Here is an 18527-nt window from a genome sequence, read left to right as displayed (position 1 = left end):
ATCAGGCGTTCACCGTGAGTTTCTCCTCTTCGATGCCGTCGACCGAGACGGTGAACTCGGCCTCGCCAGTCACGCTGTATTCGAGGACGGCGGTTTCACCGGCCCCGACAGTCGGGGACCACTTGACGAACCACTCGCCGTCCATCTCGACGACCGTCGCGCCGTTGGTGACCTGCGGTTCGGCGGTGACGATGTCGGTCAGTTCCACGTCCGCGTTCGTGTCGTCGTTGTTCTCGATACGGACCCGGACCGTGTCGTCCTCGACCTCGCGCTCGACGAGGACGTTGTTCATGATGCGGGCCAGCGAGTCATCGATGTGTAGCTCGTCGTTGTCGGTGACCTCGGTGAGCTTCTCGGCCATCTCCGGCAGAATAGTCGCGAGCTTGTCCTGTTTCTCGCGGCGCTGTTGCATCGAACGGCGCTTGTTCAGGTAGCTTTTGAGTTCGCGGGCAGCCTCCCGGATTGCGAGTTCGATTTCGTCTTCCATCTCGGGGACGTTGGCGATGGCGTCCTTGGACTCGCTGGTGAAGGGCACGTTCGTCGAGGCGACGTGGACCATGATGACGGCCGGCCCCTTCGGAATGCCGGAGCCACCGGGCTGGTCGAGGTTGTAGTTGCGCCAGCGGATGGACTTCACTACGTCCGTCGTCGCACAGGCCCCGCGCTGGTACACCAGCGGGACCCGGTTGGCGAATCGCATCACGTCGACTGTCCCCTCACTTTCGAGTTCACCGCCGTAGGCGATACCGGCCTCGACGATGAACGGGTCGCCGCCGTGGACCGACGCATCTCGCGTCGACGCAGCGTAGAAGTCCGCGTCGAACTCTTTCCGGAGTCCTTCCTCGACGAGTTCTGCGCTGATGGGGGAGAGACAGTCAGTCGGCGGTGCGATGATGTCCGTCTCACGCATCGCTGACAGCAGTTCGCTCGCCGTATCGCGGTCGTCAGCGATATCGGAGACCTTTGGCGGCTCCTCCGGGACACCCTCGGCGGCCGTCCAGAGCGCCTCCAGCACGTTTTCGCGGGCCGTCTCACCGAAGGTGGCGTCGTCTTGCTCCTCGGTCATATCGGCCGCGCGGTCGATGTAGCCACGGAGTTCGTCGCGGGTCAGCCGGTGTCGGCCGCCGCCGTCGAACTTGTCGGCCAGTCGGCTCGCCAGCCCCTCGATTGCGGCGTCGTCTTTGCGCTTCGTCGTTACCTCGTCGACGAGCGCGTAGAGATCGCTCGATAGGTTGTCGCTGACGGCACCCCAGGCGGCTTCGACGGCGTTTTCTCGAACTGTCGCGCCGAACGTCGTGTCGCCGTCCGCTTCGGCGTCTTCGGCCGCCGAATCGACGATGGCTTCGACCTCGTGGTACGCGACTCGGTCACGGTCGTGGATGGCGTCGGACACGGCGGCTGCGAACGTCGCAGTGGTCTCAGCGCCTTTGTTCGCCACGGCGTCCTCGACAGCACGCTCGATGTCGGCGTCCTCGTTGACCTTCGGCGGCTGCCAGGCCATGCCGCGGCCGTAGTGGCGGTCGTTGAAGTTCGCGATGACGCTGTCGGCGGTCTTCCCGCCGACGCGGGTGAACTCCTCCTGCATGAAGCCGGACACAGAGTAGGAATCCGTGGCTTCGAGCATCTTCAGGAGTGTCCCCAGTTCGACGCCGTGGGGGTGCGGGCGGATCTCTTCCGTCTCGTCCGGGAGATCCGCGCGCTCGGCCCGCTCGAACTTCAGGGACTCGTCCAGCCCCGGCTCGTCGAACTCGATGCGGGCGTGGGGGTTGACCACAGCAGTGTCCTGAATGTAGTCCCGCAGTGTCGACCGGGCCCGCATATTGGCTTCCATCTCCAGTTCGATACGCGTCCCATGGGGGCGCTCCCACGTCGTCGTCTCGTCGACGCTGATCTCGGGTTCGTTGGTGTCCGTGTCGACGATGAGTTCGAAGTACTGTGCCTCGTCCTGGCCCTTCGGCCGGGAGGTGATCTTCGCCGGCTTCCCGGAGGTCAGCTGCGAGTAGAGCACAGCCGCAGAAATCCCGATTCCCTGCTGTCCGCGGTTCTGCTCTCTGGCGTGGAACCGGGAGCCATACAGGAGCTTCCCGAAGATTTTCGGTGCCTGTTCCTTCGTAATCCCGGGGCCGTTGTCCTCGACGACCAGTTTGTAGTAGTCGCCGGACTCCTGAATCTCGACGTAGATATCGGGGAGAATACCGGCCTCCTCGCAGGCGTCGAGCGCGTTGTCGACGGCCTCCTTGACGGCCGTGACGAGCGCCCGGGCCTCCGAGTCGAAGCCCAGCATGTGCTTGTTCTTCTCGAAGAACTCGGCGATGGAGATGGCCCGCTGGGATTCGGCCAACTCCTCGGCGATCCCCTCGCCCTCGCCGAGTCGCGACTGATACGAGGTCATTGTCGTGCGGTACGTACCCGCGTCGGGGTTAAAAGGTAATCGCCACCAGAGTGAAAGTGAAAACTGACCCCGAAACCGCGGCCCCGCGCGCGTGCGGGAGCTTTATACGTGCCCCTCTATTAGGACTGGTAAGTTCCTATGTCAGGAGAGTCTGATGAGTACGGCGCAAAGTCGATCCAGACCCTCGAAGGGCTGGAAGCCGTCCAGAAGCGACCCGCGATGTATATCGGGTCAACGGACGCTCGTGGTCTCCACCATCTTGTCTACGAGGTGGTCGACAACGCGATCGACGAGGCGCTCGCCGGCTACTGTGACAACATCGACGTAACGATTCACGACGACGGTTCAGTCTCTGTCAGCGACGACGGCCGGGGCATCCCCGTCGATACCCACGAAGAGCACGGCCGCCCGGCCGTCGAGGTCGTGATGACGATCCTCCACGCGGGTGGGAAATTCGACAACAAGTCCTACCAGGTCTCCGGTGGCCTCCACGGGGTCGGGGTGAGCGTGGTCAACGCGCTCTCGAAGTGGCTCGAAGTCGAGGTCAGACGCGACGGCGCGCTCTGGAAGCAGCGCTTCGACCACGGCAAGCCCGAGTACGACCTGAAGAAGGTCCGCGACCTCGAACCCGACGAAGAGACGGGGACGACGGTCCAGTTCTGGCCCGACGACGAAATCTTCGAGACCGGCGAGTTCAAGTTCTCGACGCTGTCGTCCCGACTGCGTGAACTCGCCTTCCTCAACTCCGGTGTCGCCATCTCCATCCACGATGAGCGCGATGGCGAAACTGAGACGTTCGCCTACGACGGCGGCATCCGTGAGTTCGTCGAGTACCTGAACGAGACCAAGGACCCGCTCCACCGGGATATCATCTACTTCGAGGACGAAGAAGAGATCGCGGAGGGGCCGGTACAGGTCGAAATCGCCATGCAGGGAACCGACGACCTGCAGGGGTCGATCCATGCCTTCGCCAACAATATCAACACACGCGAGGGCGGGACACACCTCACAGGGTTCAAAACATCACTCACACGGGTCGTCAACGACTACGCGACCGACAATAATCTGCTCAAAGATCTGGACGATACGCTTAAAGGCGACGACATCCGCGAAGGGCTGACGGCCGTCATTTCTGTCAAACATCCCGACCCGCAGTTCGAAGGGCAGACCAAGACGAAACTCGGCAACAGCGAGGTCCGTGGCATCGTCGAATCGGCGATGCACGACGGACTGGCGACCTTCTTCGAGGAGAACCCCGACACGGCCGAGGTCATCGTCGGGAAGGCCGTTGAGGCCGCGAAAGCACGGAAAGCCGCACAGAAGGCCGAGGAGCTTACCCGCCGGAAGTCGGCGCTCGACTCCACCGCACTGCCCGGAAAGCTGGCCGACTGTCAGACGCGGGACCCCGAGGAAGCCGAACTGTTCATCGCCGAGGGTGACTCTGCGGGCGGCAGCGCAAAACAGGGCCGGAACCCGGACTTCCAGGCTATTCTCCCCATCAAAGGGAAGATTCTGAACGTCGAGAAACACCGGCTGGACCGGATTCTGGAGAACAACGAGATACGGAACCTCATCACCGCGCTCGGGACCGGTATCGGCGACGAGTTCGACATTGAGGACCTGCGCTACGAGAAGATCATCCTGATGACGGATGCGGACGTCGACGGGGCACACATCCGAACGCTCCTATTGACGCTGTTCTACCGGCACATGAAGCCACTGCTGGAGGCGGGCTACGTCTACGCCTCCCAGCCGCCGCTGTACCGGATCCGCTACCGCGGTAACACCTACGACGCGATGACGGACGCGGAGCGAGACAAGATCATCGAAGAGAAGTGTGACGGCAACCCCACCCATGTCCAGCGGTTCAAGGGCCTCGGTGAGATGAATCCGGAGCAGCTCTGGGAGACGACGATGAACCCCGACAACCGGATTCTCAAACAGATCACCATCGAGGATGCCGCGGCCGCGGACAAGATGTTCAATATCCTGATGGGCGACGCCGTCGAACCGCGCAAGGAATTTATCAAGGAGCACTCGCCTGAAGCGGAGTGGGTCGACATATGAGTTCTGACGCTAACGACGCGAACGCCCCGGCAGAGCGCATCGAACACGTCCGTATCGAAGACGAGATGGAGCAGTCCTACATCGACTACGCGATGTCGGTCATCGCGGGTCGGGCGCTTCCGGATGTTCGCGACGGCCTCAAACCCGTCCACCGGCGCATCCTCTATGCGATGCACGAGATGGGCGTCTCATCGAACACTGCCCATCGGAAGTCCTCCTCGATTGTCGGCGACACGATGGGTGATTACCACCCACACGGCGGCTCGGCCATCTACGACACGCTCGTCCGGATGGCACAGGACTTCTCGATGCGGTACCCGCTGATAGACGGGCAGGGCAACTTCGGCTCGATGGACGGCGACCCCGCGGCCGCCATGCGATACACCGAGGCCCGGATGGACCCCCTTGCCGAGGAACTGCTCGAAGATATCGAGAAAGACACCGTCGATTTCTCCAGCAACTACGACGACCGCTTGCAGGAACCCGACGTGCTGCCGTCGAAAGTTCCGAATCTCCTGTTGAACGGGTCTTCGGGGATCGCCGTTGGCATGTCGACCAACATCCCGCCGCACAACCTCGGCGAACTGGTCGACGCGACAGTTCACCTGCTCGAAAACCCCGACTGTACGGTCGAGGACCTGATGGAGCACATCAAGGGGCCGGACTTCCCGACCGGCGGCAACATCGTCGGCCGCGACGCCATCTACTCGGCGTATGCGACCGGTCGAGGCCGCTTACGGGTCCGCGCCGAATACGAAGTCGACCCCGAAGAGGGGCGCATCGTCATCAGCGAACTCCCTTATCAGGAGAACAAGGCCCGCGTCGTCGAGCGTATCGCCGACGACGTGAACGAAGGGAAAATCGAGGGGATCTCGGACCTCCGCGACGAGTCCGACCGCAACGGCGTCCGTATCGTCGTCGAACTCAAGCGCGGGGCAAACATCGACGTGGTCGAAAACCGACTGCTCGACCATCACCTCGAATCCACGTTCGGCGTGATCAACCTCGCGCTGGTCGATGGCCAGCCCAAGGTCCTCTCGCTGAAAGAGAGCCTCCAGCACTACATCGACCACCGCCGCGAGGTCGTCCGCCGACGCTCCGAGTACGACCTCGCCGAAGCCGAGGACCGTGCCCACATCCTCGAAGGTCGGCTGAAGGCACTCGAAAACGTCGAGGACGTAGTTGAGCTTATCCGTAACAGAGAAGACCGCGACGCCGCTCGCACCGGGCTGCAGGAGTCCTTTGATTTCTCCGAGGAGCAGGCCGCCCACATCGTCCGGATGCAACTCGGTTCGCTCACCTCGATGGAAGCGGCCGAAATCGAAGACGAGTACGAGGACGTACAGAACACGATCGACTACCTCGAATCCGTCCTCAACAGCCGCGAGAAGCTTGACAGCGTCATCGCCGACGAACTCCAGGAAGTCAAAGACGACTACGACGACGACCGTCGGACGAGCATCATCGAGGACGAGGGGCAGGTCACCCACGAGGACCTCATCCCCGAGGAGGACTGCGTCGTCGTCATCACCGAGGACGACTACATCAAGCGGATGCCCGTCGAGAACTTCGATCCCCAGAACCGCGGCGGCAAGGGGATCATCGGGGCCGACCCCAAGGAGAACGACCGGGTTTCGAAGGTGTTCCGGGCCAACAGCCACGATTACCTGCTCTGTTTCACTAATCAGGGACAGGTCTACCGACTCAAGACCTACGAGATCCCGGAAATGTCCCGCACCGCACGGGGCAAGTCCGCCATCAATCTCATTGACTTGGACGACGGCGAGGAACTGACCGCCGTCGTCTCGACCGACGAGTTCGGCGACGACGAGTGCATCACGATGGTGACCCGGAACGGCTACGTCAAGCGGACCTGCTGTTCGGAGTTCGAGAACATCCTCTCGACGGGGATCATCGCCGCCAAGCTCGAAGACGGCGACGAACTCATCGACGTGGACGTCACCGACGGCACTGGCGACCTCGTCATCGCCACGGAGGCCGGCATGACGATCCGCTTCAGCGAGAGCGAAGTCAGCGAGATGGGTCGGTCGGCCCGCGGCGTCAACGGCATCAAACTGCAGGGCGACGACAAGGTCGCGGCGATGGTCGCCACTGACGACGACGACCCCCGGTCGCTGCTAACCGTCACGGAACACGGCTTCGGGAAGCGGACCAAACTCGACGAGTACCGCACGCAGTCCCGCTACGGCAAGGGGCTCATCGACATCAAGACCGACGACCGCAACGGTCGCGTGTCGACGGCCAAGGCGGTCACCGACGAGGACCATCTTGTCATCATGTCCGAACAGGGCCAGATAATGCGCATCCGCGCCGGCGACGTGTCGCAGGTCGGTCGGAACACAAAGGGTGTGACGATCATGGGCCTCGAAGACGGTGACCGTGTGGCGAGCGTCACTGTGGTCCCTGCCACCACCGAAGAGTAAGGCTCAATTCCCGGTCGCGTGGTTGTATCGCCTTCTTGCGGTTAAACAGTTACAGTACGCGCTTGCCGAAGGCACTGGCGACGAGTTCACAGGCCAGTTCAGCGGTGCGGTTGTGTTCGTCGAGAATCGGGTTCACTTCGACCAGTTCCATCGAACGCATCTGGTCGTGGTGTTCGGCGACGTACTCCATCGCAATGTGGGCCTCGCGGTAGGAGACGCCGCCACGAACCGGCGTCCCGACGCCGGGGGCTTCCGTCGGGTCGAGCCAGTCGAGGTCGAGCGAGACGTGTATCCCGTCCGTCCCATCAGTGGCGATATCCAGCGCCTCGTCGACGACCTCCGGCGCGCTCCGGGCGTCGATATCAGACATCGTGTATGCTGTAATATCGCTTTTTTCGATCAGCCGGCGTTCCCCGTCGTCCACGTCTCGCAGCCCGACGATGACGACGTTTTCCTCGCTCACCGCTGGTGTGTGCGCCCACTCGTGGTCCGAGAACTCACCGAGACCGAGGACGGCCGCCAGCGACATCCCGTGGATGTTCCCGCTGGGTGTGGTCTCCGGTGTGTTGAAATCACCGTGGGCATCGAACCAGATGACGCCCAGTTCCTCGTCCTCGCGGGCCGCACCGGCAATGGTACCGATGCCGATAGAGTGGTCGCCGCCCAGAACGAGCGGGAACCACCCTTCCTGAAAGGTCGCGTCGACCGCCGTCGTCACGTCCTCACAGACCTCTTTCGTTTCCCTGAAAAATTTTGCGCGACCGTTCTCTAAGCTCCCGGCGTCGGGGTCGCGCTCCTCCGGTCGCGGCACGGCGATGTCGCCGCCGTCGATACAATCGATACCGATATCCGACAACTGGTCGGCGAGGCCGCCGTACCGGATCGCTGATGGTCCCATGTCGACACCGCGCCGGTCGGCACCGAGGTCCATCGGCACGCCGAGCACGCGAACCTGTTGTTGCATACTATCGCCTCCACGGGCGGCAAATAAAGACCCAGCGTTGGGGCAGCGACAGGCGCGGCTTCCTACGTATACGGCGCACAGACCAGCTCGATACCCTCTTCGAAGCTGATCTCCGGTTCCCAGCCCGTCGCCTCGTGCATCTTCGAGAAGTCAGCGCAGGTGTCATGGACGTACACGTCCTCGGGGATCGGGTTCTCGACGTACTCCGGTTCGATGTCCGTTCCGAGCTCGTCGTTCAGCATCTCGACGACGGTGTTGAAGTCGTAGGCTTCGCCGGTGCCGAGGTTGTACACGCCGTTCAGTTCGTGCTCGGCGGCCAGGACGAGTCCGCGGACGATGTCGTCGACGTGGGTGAAATCGCGAGTCTGCTCGCCGTCACCGTACAGCTTCGGTGCGTTGCCGCTGGCCAGGTCGTCGGCGAACTGGGCGATGACGTTGGCGTACTCACCTTTGTGTTCCTCCGCGCCACCGTAGCCCTGATAGACGGAAAAGAAGCGCATCCCGGCGAGCGTGAGGTCGTAGTGGTTCTGGAAGTACTCGGCGTACGTCTCCCGGGCCATCTTCGAGGCCTCGTAGCCGGTGTTGACCGTCACGTCCATATCTTCCGGCGAGGGCTCGGTCCGACTGCCGTAGATGGAGGACGTCGAGGCGTAGACGACGGTGTCACAGCCGTCGTCCCGGGCCTGCTCGACAGTGTTGACGAACCCCTCGACGTTCACGCGAGCGCCGTGGGTCGGATTGTCCTCGTGCATTGCGTAGGAGGAGAGCGCTGCGAGGTGGAACACCACGTCTACGTCGGTCGGCAGGTCGTCGTCGAGGACGCTCTGCTCCACGTACTCTACGTCTTCTGATACGTTCTCGGGCGTGCCGAGGTACCCGTCATCTAGAGCGACGACATCGTTGTTCTCGGCCAGTTTGTTCGCGAGGTTTGCCCCGATGAACCCCCCACCGCCGGTCACCAGAATGCGATTATTTTCCATATCTGTGTCAGGTCAGCGATGCAATAAAGTACTAACGTTTTCCGCGATTCTAAGACGGTTCCAGACGGTTTACCGTCGCATTTAAGGACGGCTGTACCGAACAGGACATTATGTCATCTATCGAACTGACACCCAGTCAAAAGAACATTCTGCAGGAACTGGTAAATCTCTATCGGGAAAGCGAAAGCGCTGTCAAAGGCGAGGATATTGCTGAGAAAGTCGATCGAAACCCCGGTACGATCCGCAACCAGATGCAGAGCCTCAAGGCCCTGCAGCTTGTCGAGGGCGTTCCCGGCCCCAAAGGTGGGTACAAGCCCACCGCCAACGCCTACGACGCGCTCCAGATTCAGGACATGGACCAGGCTGCGGAAGTCCCGCTACGCCACAACGGCGAGCTCGTCGAACACTCGAACGTCGAGGAGATCGACCTGACCAGCGTCCACCACCCCGAGGAGTGTCGTGCGGAGATTCAGCTTCAGGGTACGATGTCCGAATTCCACGAAGGCGACTCGGTGACAGTTGGGCCGACACCACTGTCGAAACTCCAGATTATCGGGACGCTCGAAGGAAAGGACGACACCAACAACAAACTCATCCTCGCTATCGACGATATGCGGGCACCGGCGGGCGAACCGGAACACTAGTCCGTGTCTCTGGTTTTTTGAATTGTTTTTCTGCGGTCACCGGGGCCGCATCATACCGCATTGGTTCCGGATCTCGCCGGAGAATCCTTCCCCCGATGAGAGGGATTTCAAAGGGTTTGTATCAGTTGGTTTCAGAGTCTCCAGTATGACAGAGAACGTGGTCGTGCTCGGAGCGGGGTACGCTGGCGCGGGGGCAATCAAGAGCTTAGAGGACGAGTTAGATGGTGAGACGGACGTTGATGTCACGTGGGTTTCTGAGACGGACTATCATCTGGTCTTGCACGAGTCCCACCGCTGCATCCGGGACCCGAGCGTGCAGGAGAACATCGCTATCCCCGTTCACGAGATCAAACAGCCCTCGACCGCATTCATTCAGGACGAGGTCGTCGGCATCGACACCGACGCCCAGGAAGTTGACCTCGCCGATTCCGACACCGTCGAGTACGACTACTTGCTCGTGGGGCTGGGCTCCCAGACGGCCTTCTTCGGTATCGAGGGGCTCGAAGAGTACGCTCTGACGCTCAAGAGCCTCGACGACGCCCTCGACATCCACGACAAGATCCAGCAAGCCGCCCGCGAAGCCTCCACGAACGACCCAGCACAGGTCGTCATCGGCGGTGCCGGCCTCTCTGGTATCCAGACCGCCGGCGAGGTCGCCGAGTTCCGCGACGAACACAACGCGCCCATCGACATCCATCTCGTCGAAGGCCTCGACCAGGTCCTGCCCAACAGCGACCCCGAACTCCAGGGTGCCCTGCGCAAGCGCCTGGAGGCCGCCGACGTGAACATCAAGTGCGGGGAGTTCATCGGCGAGGTCGACGAGGAGACGGTCTACATTGGCGACGAGGACGAACTGGACTACGACGTACTGGTCTGGACGGGCGGCATCACCGGCCGCGATTGCATGCAGGACGTTGAGCTGGACAAGGACGAGCGCAACCACCGCGTCCATGCAGAAGGAAACTTCCAGACCGACGACGAGCACGTCTTCGCCATCGGCGACTCGGCACTGATCGACCAGCCGGGCGACCAGCCCGCGCCGCCGACCGCTCAGGCTGCTTGGCAAGCCGCCGAGGTCGCCGGCGAAAACCTCGCTCGCGCGGCGCGCGGCCAGCCGCTGAAGACGTGGACCCACAAGGACAAGGGCACAGTCGTTTCGGTCGGCGAGAAAGCTGTCGCCCACGACGTGGTGAACATGCCTATCGAAACCTTCGGCGGGATGCCCGCGAAACTGCTGAAGAAAGCTATTGCCGCCCGCTGGATCAACGACATGACCGGTGTCGGCCGGGCCGCCAAGGCCTGGCCTGACATGTAGCGAGTACCTTTTTACGTCACCCCCTCTCCTCGCGCCTCCGGCGCTGCGGGGAGTGGGTTCGCAAAAATCTACGCTAAAAACGACCTTCTCGCTCCCGCTGGTCGCGAGAAGTGAAACCCCTCGCCANGCGCCTCCGGCGCTGCGGGGAGTGGGTTCGCAAAAATCTACGCTAAAAACGACCTTCTCGCTCCCGCTGGTCGCGAGAAGTGAAACCCCTCGCCACTGGCGAGCGGTATACTGTTTCTACCGCACCGCGACTGCACAGCGCCCGCCACCGCACTACTTGCATACCAGCGTGTCATGGAAACATTCACAGCCGATTTGTTGCGGTGCAAATCGGGGTGGAAATGGTGGGATAGGGATAGCTACAGAAAACAGTACAAATACAGAGGGTGGGTTCAGCAGCAACTAAGTCGATCAATGAGAGAGGCCAATCGCTACAGAAACTAGCGTCTTCGACTGAGAGCTCCACTACCTACTCAACAACCAGCATCTTGTTAGCACCCCGCTGAAATTCAAACGGGACCTCCCGGATGTCAGTGGAGTAGCCCTCTGACCGGAGATTCTGGATAAGTTCCGCAACGAGTTCGGATTGATTGGCATCGAAGCCGTGCAGCGGGAACACTCGAAGCTGATTGCTAATTCGGAGTAGCTCTCGGGTCGTTTCGAGGTGAAACTCGTGGGACAACCGGTCGTCATAGAGGAACAAAAAGTGTGCCGAAAGGACGAGGTCAAACACTTGATCGGCAAACGGTGTCGCCGGCAGATTCGCAGAAACGTATCGATCGCTGTTGTGGGAATAGTCGGATAGGAAGCGTGTAGCCGCCCGTTCGCGGTAGGTTCTGAGTTCAGACGTATCGTCATAGAAATCCCACACGTAGAGATCTTCGACACCATCAAGTGCATTCATCGCGGTTTCGATATCCTCAGCACAGACTTTCGATAACGCGGCCGGTGACCGATCGTACATTTTGTCTACACCGATAGCCTCAATCCCATGATTGTGGGCCTCTGCGACGAACGAACAGGGCCCAGCGGGGCAGTCGAGAACACGTTTTCCGGCCCAGTTAGCGGGATCGAAATCAAAAATCTGCTGGTATTCGGTGAATGTTCGACCAAGGAAGGCGAAATCGTCAATTTCGTACTTTTTGTCCTCGTCGTCACTCATCCTAGTTGCACATATATGCCCACAAGTGTATAAATATATACATTACAGTGGGCACCACCCAAATCAATCGAATCCAGGACTCGCGCCCCTGTATCTTGGGACCGGATCTGGAGAGACGGAGAGTGTGATGGTTTCTATGACACGCTCTCTACACTGCAACAGTGGCCGCTCGCGGCTATCGGGTGTCGAGAAGCCTAGCGGTCGATAGACAGGCCAGCGTGCCACCCATCGGCGTCGGCTTCCTCGACAGCCGCGTCCATCTCCGCCAGATACGAGACGGCGAGGCTAGCACACTTGGCCGCTTTGCGCTCCCCTTCGGTGCGGAACTCGCCGGTAACGCGGTTGGCGTACACCGTACAGACAGCGCCGGCCCGCAGGCCATAGAGGTTCGCGAGCGTGAGAATCGTCGCGGCCTCCATCTCGAAGTTGAGGACGCCGGCCTCCTGAAGCGCCGCGATGCGTTCGTCGCTGCCGCTGGCCTCGAAGTCTTCGAACCCGGGGCGTGACTGCCCGGCGTAGAAACTGTCCGTCGAGCAGGTGACGCCGAGGTGGTAGTCGTAGCCGAGTTCCTCGGCGGCGGCGACGAGCGCCGAAACGATCCGATGGTCGGCGCTGGCGGGATAGTCCTCGCGGACGTACTCCTTGCTGGTCCCCTCCTGTCGCACCGCGCCGGTCGTAATGACGAGGTCGCCGATACTGGCTTCCTCCTGGATTGCGCCACAGGAGCCGACCCGAATAAAGGAGTCAGCGCCGACGCGGGCCAGTTCTTCGAGCGCGATAGCGGCCGACGGGCCGCCGATGCCCGTCGAGGTCACGGAGATGGGCGTCCCGTCGTGGGTACCCGTCGCCGTGCGGTACTCGCGGTGTTCGGCGACGATGTCGTGGTCGTCCCAGTAGTCGACGACCTTTTCGACCCGCTCGGGGTTCCCCGGCAGCAGGACGCTGTCGGCCACGTCGTCCTCGCTCACTTCCAGATGGTACTGTACGTCGTCGTTTGGGTCTTCACTGTCGTCTGTCATTTGTCGAGATGGTCGCTGGTGATTGTCGTCGGCAGGAGCTCCCCGAGTTCGTACACCGTCGGCTCGTCGCCGTCGGTGATAATCTCGAAGGACTCGTCACAGAACTCGCTGAACGTCTGGCGGCACATCCCACAGGGGGTGACGCCGTCTCGCTTGCCAGAGGTGACAGCGACGCGTTCGAACGACTGGTAGCCGTCGCTGACGGCCGCACCGATGGCCACTTCCTCGGCATGTAAGCTGTTGCTGTAGTTCGCGTTCTCGATGTTACAGCCGGTGTAGACGGTACCGTCGCTCGTTTCCAGCGCCGCGCCGACGGTGTACTCCGAGTACGGCGCGTACGCCTCGTCGATGGCGTCTCTCGCTGCGTCGAGGAGGTCCTCCATGCACTGGGCGTCGCAGGGCCGTGTAGAAATTCTATCGGTCTCGGTAGCAGTCGGTTTGCGGGTATCAGGCGTCGGCGGCGCTGACGGCCGCGACAGCGTCGCGGACCGCCTGTGTGGTGTCGGCGACCAGCGCGTCGATATCGTCGCTCTCTGCGTACACCCGGACGTACGGCTCGGTGCCGCTCGGCCGGACGAGCGTCCACGACCCGTCATCGAAGGAGAGCCGGACGCCGTACTCCGTCGAGACATCGGCTTCGGGGAACGTCTCGGGCAGGCTGGATTCCAGTCGCCCCATCGTCTCGGCTTTGGCGTCGTCGGGGCACTCTACGCTCACCTTCTCGTACGGCCGTTCGGAGATGACGGCCCGCCTGTCAGCGACACCCTCCGCAGCGAACAGGCGCGTCAGCACGGCTGCGCTGGCGACACCGTCGATCCAACCGCCGAAGGCGGTGTGGATGTGCTTCCATGGTTCTGCGGCGAAGACGACCTCGGTTTCGTCGGTCGCGTCCGCGCGGACGTTGGCGATTCCCACGTGGAGGGAGCCGAGGTGGATGCGTTCGACGCGGCCGCCAGCGGCTTCGACCCGTTCGTCGATGCGACCGGACGCGTTGGGCGTCGTCACGACGACGGGGTCCGAAACGTCCGCGGCACGCGTGTAGTGCTCGGCCAGCATCGCGAGTATCGTATCTTCGTGGATGACATCACCGTCGGTATCGACAACGACGATACGGTCGGCATCGCCGTCGTGGCCGAACCCGAAGTCGGCGTCGGACTCGGCAACGAACTCGCGGAAATCGGCCAATGTCTCCGGTGTAGGCTTGCTCTCGCGGCCGGGGAAGGTCCCGTCTACGTTCGCCTCCGTCGCGAGTACGTCGGCACCCAGTTCTCGGAGGACCTGTGGCGTCGCCACGCTGGCCATCCCGTTCCCGCAGTCGACTGCCACCGTCAGCCCTGCTGGGTCGCCACCAAGCGACTCGGCATAGTCGGCGACAGCGCCCCGATACTCGTCGAGGTAATCGACCGATTCTGTGTCGCCCCAGTCGCGCCAGGCCGTCGGTGTCGAGCCGTCCTCGATTCGCCCTTCGATGCGCGTCTCGTCGTCGTCGCCGTACTCGGTACCATCGGCGAATACCTTGATACCATTGTCTGTCGGCGGGTTGTGGCTCGCGGTAATCATCACGCCGTGGCGGCCCTGCGAGGCGTAAGCCAGCGTCGGCGTCGGCACGCGGCCGATTCTGACGACTCGCGCGCCGGCACTTTGCAGTCCCGCAGCCATCGCGTCAGCGAGGGCTGGCGAGGTCACGCGACCGTCGTACCCGAGGACGAACGTCTCGTCGTCCTGCCCAGTCGCCTGTCCAACTCGCAGCGCGAGGTCCGGCGTCACCTTCGATACGACATCACCGCGGATCCCCGCGGTTCCGAACAGTTCCATACCGGCGATGCGGAAGCCGACCGTATAATTCTCTCGTTCGCACGCCAGTTCAGGGTCGCTGTGTGAACAGTTTGACGAGTGCTACAGTACCGTCGATGCAAGCAGCGCGAAAAAATAGCGAACTGCCCGGATTACAGCAGTTCGTCGAAGTCGTAGCCGTTGATATCGACGCCTTCGGCAGTGACATCGGCGAGGTAGATGCCGTTACCGGAGCCAGTGTCACGCTCGGCGGCGGCGTTGATCGAGGCGGCAGCGACCTCCTTTGCCTCCTCGTTTGTCATGTCTTCCTCGTAGCGGTCTTCGAGGGTCCCGTACGCGACGGTGAGCCCGGAGCCGGTGACAGTGTAGTCGTCCTTCATGACACCGCCGGCCGGGTCGATGGAGTAGACGTGGTGGCCGTCGTCGTCGACGCCGCCGAGGATGGGGTTGATAGCGAAAAAGGGGCCGCCGCGGGCGAAGTTGCCAGCCAGCGTCGAAAGGGCCTTCATGCTGATGTCCTCACCGCGCCGGGCCTCGTAGAGGTTGACCTCCGCGCGAAGCGTCCGGATGAACGACTGTGCGCCGCCGACACTCCCGACAAGGGTGAGCGCCGCCGTGGGGTGGATCTGCTCGACTTTCTGGACGTTCTTGTTCGAGACAAAGCGCCCGCCAAGCGAGGCACGCATATCTGTCGCGATGACGACACCTTCGGAGGTACTGATACCGATGGTGGTTGTGCCGGTCTTGTTCACCTTCTCCGAATCCTGTGCGGACTGTTCGGGAAGCTCGCCGACTTCGGGCGCGTAGGGGTCGCTCTGGAACTCGTCAGCAGCCTGGGGTCCAGAAAGGTCCGGCCCCGGAGTCATATCTCGCATTACTGTGGGGTACTAGTCGGGCGCTGATAAAACCTCTTTTCCTGATGAACCTGCCCGCCACCACTGCGGGCAGGTTCAGTCGGCTGCTCCGTCTTACGCGCTCGCCTGATCGTAGGCCTCGTTGAGTCCCGACACGGCTCGGTCCATCGGCAGTCGGAGTCCGAACTGCTCCGTGAGCATCGCCACCGGCAGCAGCATGATGCCCAGCAGCAGGGTGAGTTGATACAGTGCGAACAGCGTTGCGGTGTACAGTCGAGCTACCATCTTCCTCGGTCATTGCAGAGTGAGTGTGGTATATAAGTCTTGTCGCCGAATTTCAGTTACGGACTATCGATTGTGAGGAACTACTGGGCCGCTGTCTTGCGATTTGCTGAAATGGCTGAGAGAACGGACGACTACACGAACGACTCCCCGATCAGACATAATGGGAGTGTGTGTCAGATGGCTGGTTCGCATAAGTTATAGAGATAGTAATGGTGACGTGCGCAACAGACGCGAATCAAAACTATCGAATAGTCGGGCCACGAGAGTTAGTGTATGAACTACCTCGTGGCGATGGAAGCAGCCTGGCTGGTTCGTGACGTAGACGACATCGACGACGCTATCGGTGTAGCAGTGAGCGAAGCGGGGAAGCGGCTCAACGAGGCCGAGATGGACTATGTTGAGGTCGAAGTCGGGGCGACCGGTTGCCCGGCCTGTGGCGAACCGTTCGACTCGGCGTTTATCGCAGCCGATACGGCGCTCGTCGGACTGGTACTCGAGATGGACGTGTTCAACGCCGAATCCCCGGAGCACGCCCAGCGGATCGCCAAGAGCGAGATCGGTGGCGCACTCCGGGACGTCCCGCTGAAAGTCGTTGAGGTATTCGAGACCGAAGCCGACGAGGACGAAGCCGAAGCCGAAGCATAACCGAAGCGCTCCTTGATTCGCTTGGCGCAGTAGCCGTGGGCTTTTTATATTACCCATGGTAATTACAGATATGGACTTACCGACGCCACAGGACCTGCGGGAGCGCCGCAACGAACTCGGGCTGACCCAGAGCGAACTGGCGGAGCGGGCTGACGTCTCCCAACCCCTTATTGCGCGTATCGAAGGTGGCGACGTGGACCCACGGCTGTCGACACTTCGGCGAATCGTGACCGCTCTGGAGGAGGCTGAAGGCGGCATCATCAAGGCCCGCGACCTGATGAACTCACCCGTTGTTGGCGTCGCGCCCGACGACTCCGTCCACCAGACGAAAGACGTGATGGACGAGAAGGGGTACTCACAGGTCCCCGTCATCCGCGACGGGGCACCGCAGGGACTCATCGGCAACTCCGACATCCGCCAGCGGCCCGAGGAGAACGTCGGCGACCTCCCGGTGGCTGAAGTGATGAACGAATCTATCGCAACCGTCGAGCCCGACGCACCCATCGACGAAGTCGATGCGTACCTGAACCATAATGCCGCTGTGATGGTCGTCGAAGGTGGGGAAACTATCGGTGTCATAACCGAAGCGGACATCGCGCGTACGGTCAGCTAACTCTAATTCTCAGAAGCGCGAACTGTGATAGTGGTCGCGTACTACCCGTAGGAGAGGCTTAATACCGAAAACAGTGTCAAGGGTATATGTCTATTCTCACCAATGAGAGGGATACGCACATGGCCAATCCCAGCGACCCACTGTATGCCGAACTCGAAAAGGCCCTCGAAACCGCCGAAACCGAAGCAGCCAGATACCACATCCGACAGGCGCTCCAGATTCGGATTGCCGAAGAGACCGCCGGCAAAGACATCCTGTCCGCCTAAGCTTACCTGATCGGTTTCTGGCAGCCCTCCGAATAGCTCACTCGGTGAGTTCGAGGTCGCGAATCGACACCGCCTCATCTCCGTCAGTTACCTCACCGATCACGCGAGCGTCCTCGCTGTCGGCCACGATATCCGCAGCGTCGGCCTCGGGGACCGCAGCAACGAACCCAGTCCCCATGTTGAACGTCCGATGCATCTCTTCGTCAGAGACCTCGCCTTCCGCTTGAACGAACTCGAAGACGGGCTGGGCCTCGAAGGGGTCCGTGATCTCGTACCGGTGGCTCCCCATCCGCGTGAGGTTCGTCCAGCCGCCGCCGGTGACGTGTGCGGCCGCGTGCGTCTCGCTGGCCCGCAACGGCGCAAGCACCTCGCTGTAGATCTGCGTCGGCGTCAGCAGCTCTTCGGCAATGGTCCTGTCGGGGTTCGGCGGGAACGGGTCGGTGTACTCGTGGTCCTGTGTGACTGCCTCGCGAGCGAGCGTGAGCCCGTTCGAATGGATGCCCGAGGATGGCCAGCCGACGATAGCGTCACCTGGTTCGGCCTCACCGGGGAAGACGGCGTCTTTCGGTGCCAGTCCGGCACAGGTCCCGGCGATGTCCAATCCCTTGATGACATCCGGCATCACGGCGGTCTCGCCGCCCACGAGCGCCACGTCGGCCCGCTCGGCCCCAGTCCGGAGCCCTGCGCCGATGTCCTCGCTCGTCGCTTCGTCCGGGGTTTCGACCGCGAGGTAATCGACGAACGCCACGGGCTCGACCCCCGTCGCGATGAGGTCGTTAGCGTTCATCGCGATACAGTCAATCCCGATAGTCGAGTAGTCGTCGACAGCTTCTGCGACCAGAAGCTTCGTTCCGACGCCGTCCGTTGCGAGTGCGAGGTACTGGTCGCCGATGTCCACCAGCCCCGCGTAGTCGCCCTCGAACTCGCCCGCCGCGCCGATGAGCGCCTTCGTGGCCGCCTCGCTGGCGTCGATGTCAACACCGGTTTCCGCGTATGTCAGTCCCTCCTCGCTGTCGGCGTCGTCAGCCTCGGACTCGCTGTCGGTCATCTGTCTCTTATACACATCTCTGATGGCGC

General features: G+C 61.8%; 17 protein-coding genes. 7 read left to right on the top strand and 10 right to left on the bottom strand.

Annotated features, from left to right (window positions below; genetic code table 11):
- Position 1: 1 nt before the first annotated feature.
- Entirely contained in the window at positions 2–2392 is a 2391-nt protein-coding gene (locus C443_RS06795; RefSeq protein ID WP_005535003.1) for a DNA topoisomerase VI subunit B, read from the bottom strand.
- A gap of 138 nt (positions 2393–2530) precedes the next feature.
- Here C443_RS06795 and gyrB point away from each other — a divergent pair, with 138 nt between their 5' ends.
- Together gyrB and gyrA are read left to right on the top strand one after the other, a co-directional pair.
- Positions 2531–4459: a DNA topoisomerase (ATP-hydrolyzing) subunit B gene (gyrB, locus tag C443_RS06790; RefSeq protein ID WP_005535002.1), complete on the top strand. Its 1929-nt coding sequence runs from the start codon at positions 2531–2533 to the stop codon at positions 4457–4459.
- A complete protein-coding gene (gene gyrA / locus C443_RS06785; protein WP_005535001.1) occupies positions 4456–6903 on the top strand; it encodes a DNA gyrase subunit A in 2448 nt (815 codons plus the stop codon). Before gyrB ends, gyrA begins: the two co-directional genes overlap by 4 nt.
- A 49-nt stretch (positions 6904–6952) precedes the next feature.
- Here the strand turns inward: gyrA and rocF are convergent, their stop codons facing one another.
- The gene (gene rocF, locus C443_RS06780) at positions 6953–7867 is read right to left on the bottom strand and encodes an arginase (RefSeq protein ID WP_005535000.1); all 915 of its coding nucleotides are present in this window, start codon (positions 7865–7867) and stop codon (positions 6953–6955) included.
- Between the two features lie 62 nt (positions 7868–7929).
- Entirely contained in the window at positions 7930–8847 is a 918-nt protein-coding gene (locus tag C443_RS06775; RefSeq protein ID WP_005534999.1) for an NAD-dependent epimerase/dehydratase family protein, read from the bottom strand.
- A 110-nt stretch (positions 8848–8957) separates the two neighbouring features.
- On the opposite strand from C443_RS06775, the gene C443_RS06770 reads away from it, so the two are divergent.
- Both C443_RS06770 and C443_RS06765 read left to right on the top strand, forming a co-directional pair.
- The gene (locus C443_RS06770) at positions 8958–9491 is read left to right on the top strand and encodes an Rrf2 family transcriptional regulator (RefSeq protein ID WP_004515710.1); all 534 of its coding nucleotides are present in this window, start codon (positions 8958–8960) and stop codon (positions 9489–9491) included.
- Between the two features lie 145 nt (positions 9492–9636).
- Entirely contained in the window at positions 9637–10806 is a 1170-nt protein-coding gene (locus C443_RS06765) for an NAD(P)/FAD-dependent oxidoreductase (protein ID WP_005534993.1), read from the top strand.
- Between the two features lie 475 nt (positions 10807–11281).
- Here C443_RS06765 and C443_RS06760 read toward each other — a convergent pair whose 3' ends face one another.
- The 6 genes from C443_RS06760 to C443_RS21625 all read right to left on the bottom strand — a co-directional run bounded on the left by C443_RS06760 (position 11282) and on the right by C443_RS21625 (position 15926).
- Positions 11282–11974, bottom strand: coding sequence for a hypothetical protein (locus C443_RS06760; RefSeq protein ID WP_005534991.1), 693 nt, complete (start codon positions 11972–11974; stop codon positions 11282–11284).
- Positions 11975–12168: 194 nt separating this feature from the next.
- On the bottom strand, positions 12169–12993 hold the full coding sequence (locus C443_RS06755; protein WP_005534988.1) for a nucleoside phosphorylase: 825 nt from the start codon (positions 12991–12993) through the stop codon (positions 12169–12171).
- Positions 12990–13376, bottom strand: a complete 387-nt coding sequence (cdd, locus tag C443_RS06750; RefSeq protein ID WP_005534987.1) for a cytidine deaminase — start codon at positions 13374–13376, stop codon at positions 12990–12992. The genes C443_RS06755 and cdd overlap by 4 nt, the downstream gene beginning before the upstream one ends.
- A gap of 64 nt (positions 13377–13440) precedes the next feature.
- Positions 13441–14808 carry a phosphopentomutase/phosphoglucosamine mutase gene (locus tag C443_RS06745; protein ID WP_005534985.1) on the bottom strand — a complete coding sequence of 456 codons (1368 nt, stop codon included), beginning with the start codon at positions 14806–14808 and terminating at the stop codon, positions 13441–13443.
- Positions 14809–14939: 131 nt separating this feature from the next.
- Positions 14940–15662: an archaeal proteasome endopeptidase complex subunit beta gene (gene psmB / locus C443_RS06740; RefSeq protein WP_005534983.1), complete on the bottom strand. Its 723-nt coding sequence runs from the start codon at positions 15660–15662 to the stop codon at positions 14940–14942.
- A 93-nt stretch (positions 15663–15755) separates the two neighbouring features.
- A complete protein-coding gene (locus tag C443_RS21625; protein WP_004593118.1) occupies positions 15756–15926 on the bottom strand; it encodes a hypothetical protein in 171 nt (56 codons plus the stop codon).
- Positions 15927–16199: 273 nt separating this feature from the next.
- Between C443_RS21625 and C443_RS06735 the strand changes: the two genes are divergently transcribed.
- From C443_RS06735 to C443_RS06725, 3 genes are all read left to right on the top strand, one after another.
- A complete protein-coding gene (locus tag C443_RS06735; protein ID WP_004515717.1) occupies positions 16200–16571 on the top strand; it encodes a DUF555 domain-containing protein in 372 nt (123 codons plus the stop codon).
- Positions 16572–16641: 70 nt separating this feature from the next.
- Entirely contained in the window at positions 16642–17184 is a 543-nt protein-coding gene (locus C443_RS06730; RefSeq protein ID WP_005534977.1) for a CBS domain-containing protein, read from the top strand.
- Between the two features lie 86 nt (positions 17185–17270).
- Complete coding sequence (locus C443_RS06725; RefSeq protein WP_004593116.1) at positions 17271–17450, top strand: hypothetical protein; 180 nt, start codon at positions 17271–17273, stop codon at positions 17448–17450.
- 37 nt (positions 17451–17487) lie between these two features.
- Here C443_RS06725 and purM read toward each other — a convergent pair whose 3' ends face one another.
- Positions 17488–18498: a phosphoribosylformylglycinamidine cyclo-ligase gene (purM, locus tag C443_RS06720; protein ID WP_005534974.1), complete on the bottom strand. Its 1011-nt coding sequence runs from the start codon at positions 18496–18498 to the stop codon at positions 17488–17490.
- Positions 18499–18527: the final 29 nt, after the last annotated feature.

The organism is Haloarcula argentinensis DSM 12282 (genome assembly GCA_000336895.1).
Classification (GTDB): domain Archaea; phylum Halobacteriota; class Halobacteria; order Halobacteriales; family Haloarculaceae; genus Haloarcula; species Haloarcula argentinensis.
The sequence above is the reverse complement of the archived record's forward strand: the minus strand, read 5'-3'. Positions and strand labels throughout refer to the sequence as shown.

Excerpts from the sequence above, each read along its gene's own strand:
- C443_RS06795 (WP_005535003.1), bottom strand. The coding sequence starts at position 2,392 with ATGACCTCGTATCAGTCGCGACTCGGCGAGGGCGAGGGGATCGCCGAG.
- gyrB (WP_005535002.1), top strand. The coding sequence starts at position 2,531 with ATGTCAGGAGAGTCTGATGAGTACGGCGCAAAGTCGATCCAGACCCTC.
- gyrA (WP_005535001.1), top strand. The coding sequence starts at position 4,456 with ATGAGTTCTGACGCTAACGACGCGAACGCCCCGGCAGAGCGCATCGAA.
- rocF (WP_005535000.1), bottom strand. The coding sequence starts at position 7,867 with ATGCAACAACAGGTTCGCGTGCTCGGCGTGCCGATGGACCTCGGTGCC.
- C443_RS06775 (WP_005534999.1), bottom strand. The coding sequence starts at position 8,847 with ATGGAAAATAATCGCATTCTGGTGACCGGCGGTGGGGGGTTCATCGGG.
- C443_RS06770 (WP_004515710.1), top strand. The coding sequence starts at position 8,958 with ATGTCATCTATCGAACTGACACCCAGTCAAAAGAACATTCTGCAGGAA.
- C443_RS06765 (WP_005534993.1), top strand. The coding sequence starts at position 9,637 with ATGACAGAGAACGTGGTCGTGCTCGGAGCGGGGTACGCTGGCGCGGGG.
- C443_RS06760 (WP_005534991.1), bottom strand. The coding sequence starts at position 11,974 with ATGAGTGACGACGAGGACAAAAAGTACGAAATTGACGATTTCGCCTTC.
- C443_RS06755 (WP_005534988.1), bottom strand. The coding sequence starts at position 12,993 with ATGACAGACGACAGTGAAGACCCAAACGACGACGTACAGTACCATCTG.
- cdd (WP_005534987.1), bottom strand. The coding sequence starts at position 13,376 with ATGGAGGACCTCCTCGACGCAGCGAGAGACGCCATCGACGAGGCGTAC.
- C443_RS06745 (WP_005534985.1), bottom strand. The coding sequence starts at position 14,808 with ATGGAACTGTTCGGAACCGCGGGGATCCGCGGTGATGTCGTATCGAAG.
- psmB (WP_005534983.1), bottom strand. The coding sequence starts at position 15,662 with ATGCGAGATATGACTCCGGGGCCGGACCTTTCTGGACCCCAGGCTGCT.
- C443_RS21625 (WP_004593118.1), bottom strand. The coding sequence starts at position 15,926 with ATGGTAGCTCGACTGTACACCGCAACGCTGTTCGCACTGTATCAACTC.
- C443_RS06735 (WP_004515717.1), top strand. The coding sequence starts at position 16,200 with ATGAACTACCTCGTGGCGATGGAAGCAGCCTGGCTGGTTCGTGACGTA.
- C443_RS06730 (WP_005534977.1), top strand. The coding sequence starts at position 16,642 with ATGGACTTACCGACGCCACAGGACCTGCGGGAGCGCCGCAACGAACTC.
- C443_RS06725 (WP_004593116.1), top strand. The coding sequence starts at position 17,271 with ATGTCTATTCTCACCAATGAGAGGGATACGCACATGGCCAATCCCAGC.
- purM (WP_005534974.1), bottom strand. The coding sequence starts at position 18,498 with ATGACCGACAGCGAGTCCGAGGCTGACGACGCCGACAGCGAGGAGGGA.